The organism is Bariatricus sp. HCP28S3_A4, from assembly GCF_052066395.1.
GTDB lineage: Bacteria > Bacillota > Clostridia > Lachnospirales > Lachnospiraceae > Allocoprococcus.
On the sequence record NZ_JBQHSE010000073.1, the window covers coordinates 1 to 2,609 of the forward strand.

Annotated in this window: 3 protein-coding genes and 1 tRNA gene; all 4 read left to right on the forward strand. The window is 38.8% G+C overall.

The window, feature by feature from the left end; translation table 11 throughout:
- The first annotated feature begins 166 nt into the window (after positions 1 to 166).
- The 4 genes from ACTNBF_RS16345 to trxA all read left to right on the forward strand — a co-directional run bounded on the left by ACTNBF_RS16345 (position 167) and on the right by trxA (position 2,462).
- Positions 167 to 238, forward strand: a tRNA-Asn gene (locus tag ACTNBF_RS16345).
- 139 nt (positions 239 to 377) lie between these two features.
- Positions 378 to 1,688, forward strand: a complete 1,311-nt coding sequence (locus ACTNBF_RS16350; protein WP_427820193.1) for a redoxin domain-containing protein — start codon at positions 378 to 380, stop codon at positions 1,686 to 1,688.
- Positions 1,681 to 2,136, forward strand: coding sequence for an RrF2 family transcriptional regulator (locus tag ACTNBF_RS16355; RefSeq protein ID WP_441089695.1), 456 nt, complete (start codon positions 1,681 to 1,683; stop codon positions 2,134 to 2,136). Before ACTNBF_RS16350 ends, ACTNBF_RS16355 begins: the two co-directional genes overlap by 8 nt.
- 17 nt (positions 2,137 to 2,153) lie before the next feature.
- On the forward strand, positions 2,154 to 2,462 hold the full coding sequence (gene trxA / locus ACTNBF_RS16360) for a thioredoxin (protein WP_427808294.1): 309 nt from the start codon (positions 2,154 to 2,156) through the stop codon (positions 2,460 to 2,462).
- The last annotated feature ends 147 nt before the right edge of the window (positions 2,463 to 2,609 follow it).

The following is a 2,609-nucleotide window of genomic DNA, read 5'->3' on the forward strand; positions in this document are numbered from 1 at the left end:
GAGCGGATCTTACAGGAATGGTTTCCGCGGAAAGTAAGTTTGAAATGGTAGGATAGGAAAGAAATGGATGGAGAGATAAAACTTTGTATGTGGTTTTGAAGGTACATAAAAGTATTTTCAAAAAGCACTTGAAAAAAATGAAGAAAGTGCTATAATATTAGAGTATTCCTCGATAGCTCAGCGGTAGAGCATTCGGCTGTTAACCGAAGGGTCGTTGGTTCGAACCCAACTCGGGGAGTTAAGATGACTTCCATAGACAGAGATGTTTATGGAAGTTTTTTTATTATAACAAATGATATATTGACAGATCTAACTGTATGTGATATTGTTACAGTAATAAATGTAATAATATGGATTACAGATTAGAAAGGAGATATATGAATTTAACATTTGAAGCAGGAATTCCCGTATTTACTGTATTTATACAAGGGGTATTGAGCTTTTTATCTCCGTGTGTGTTTCCTCTTGTACCCTTGTATATTGGATATCTTGCAGGTGGAACATTAAACGTTGATGAGCAGGGCCGGATGGTTTATCCGAAAAAGAAAGTGTTTCTTCATACGGTATGCTTTGTGTTTGGAATAGGAGCTGCTTTCTATGTGTTAGGACTAGGATTTACGGTACTCGGACAGTTCCTAAAAGATAACAGGATCTGGTTCGCACGTCTTAGCGGGGGAATTATGATTTTGCTAGGTGCATATCAGTTGGGTATATTCGGAAGATCTAAGACATTGGAGCGGGAACATCGATTGAATATACGATGGGACAAATGGACGATGAATCCAATCACTGCTTTGATTTTGGGATTTACATTCAGCTTTGCATGGACACCTTGTGTTGGCCCCACACTATCAGCGGTGCTATTAATGGCAGGTTCATCCACAACAATGAAACAGGGATTTGTTCTGATCAGTGTTTATGTTCTCGGGTTTGTTGTACCGTTTCTTCTGGTAGGGATATTTACCGGAACATTGCTTACGTTTTTTAGAAATCATGGAAGTATTGTCAAATATACTGTGAAAATAGGAGCAGTACTTCTTATCGTGATGGGAGTTATGACACTGACTGGATGGTTAAACGGCGTGATGGGTCATCTGGCTTCTTCGTTTGAAAGTAAAAATTCGACAACAGAGGAGACTCGGCAGACTTCGGATTCAGAAGAAATGCAGAATGATGAGGAAGATGAAGAAGTTCATAAGCAGATTAAGGCACCTGATTTTATATTGATGGATCAATATGGGAAAGAACATACGCTGTCAGATTATCGTGGAAAGACTATTTTTTTGAATTTCTGGGCAACCTGGTGCGGGCCGTGTAAAAGTGAAATGCCGGATATACAGAAACTTTACGAACAATACAATGAAAATACAGAAGATGTAATCGTGCTTGGTGTGGCAAATCCCAAAACTGAGGGACACCCTAATAATAACGATATTAGTAAAGAAGAAATTGCCGGTTTCATGAATGAAAACGGATGGACTTACCCCATACTTTTTGATGAAAGCGGTGAAATTCTTTCGAATTATGGAATTACGGCATTTCCCACGACATTTATGATAGATGTAAATGGGAATGTATATGGTTATGTAAGTGGTGCGCTTACCGGCGATATGATGGAGAGCATTGTTTTACAGACGATAGAGTCAGCAGATCAGATAGGGAAGCGAAGAGGAGAAGACAATGAATAGTGAATTTATAATTGCGGTGCACGCTCTTGTTTTTCTATATCATAAGCAGGAAGTAGTTGCAAGTGATGTGTTGGCTGAGAATGTTTGTACGAATCCGGTATGTATTAGAAAAGTGATGGGAAAACTAAAAAAAGCCGGTCTTGTAGACACGAAAGAAGGTGCAAGCGGAGGCTATCGTCTCTGCAGGGACGGAGCGGATTGTACGCTTCAAAGTGTAGGAGAAGCACTTGGAACAGAATTTGTGAAAGCAACATGGACTTCGGGGAATGCGGATAAAGAGTGTATGATCTGTAGTGGGATGGCTAAAATCATAGATGAAATGGCTTCGGACATGAATAAATTGTGCAGAGAGTATATGGAAAATCTAACAGTTGCTGATATTGAAAGAAAGGTATTGGCATCGAAGTCAGAAAATACACAAGACAGTTCTATAATGAAAATTTTATAAAGAAAAGGAGTAATAAGATGGCAGTTGTATTAACAAAAGAAAATTTTGAGCAGGAAGTTTTAAAAGCAGATAAACCGGTGTTGGTGGATTTCTGGGCAGAATGGTGTGGACCCTGCCAGATGATGTTGCCGGTTATAGAAGAGCTGGCGAAAGAGCAGACGGAAATTAAGGTATGCAAAGTGAATGTGGATGAGCAGATGGAACTTGCAAGACAGTATCGGGTCATGTCAATACCTACATTTCTTGTATTCAAGAATGGAGAAATTATAGCTCAGACACTGGGAGCACAGCCGAAAGAAAAACTTCTGGAATTGATCCGAAAATAAAAATTAAAAAATAACGACGGTTCTAATTATTAGAACGAGGGCGTAAATAGTTTTGTGTCTATGAAGGCTGAATCCTTCTGATTAAGAATTAGATATGTAATATTTTGCCGTCGAATTTATGGATTTATTGTTGTCGAATTTATCTTT

Excerpts from the sequence above, each read along its gene's own strand:
- ACTNBF_RS16350 (WP_427820193.1), top strand. The coding sequence starts at position 378 with ATGAATTTAACATTTGAAGCAGGAATTCCCGTATTTACTGTATTTATA.
- ACTNBF_RS16355 (WP_441089695.1), top strand. The coding sequence starts at position 1,681 with ATGAATAGTGAATTTATAATTGCGGTGCACGCTCTTGTTTTTCTATAT.
- trxA (WP_427808294.1), top strand. The coding sequence starts at position 2,154 with ATGGCAGTTGTATTAACAAAAGAAAATTTTGAGCAGGAAGTTTTAAAA.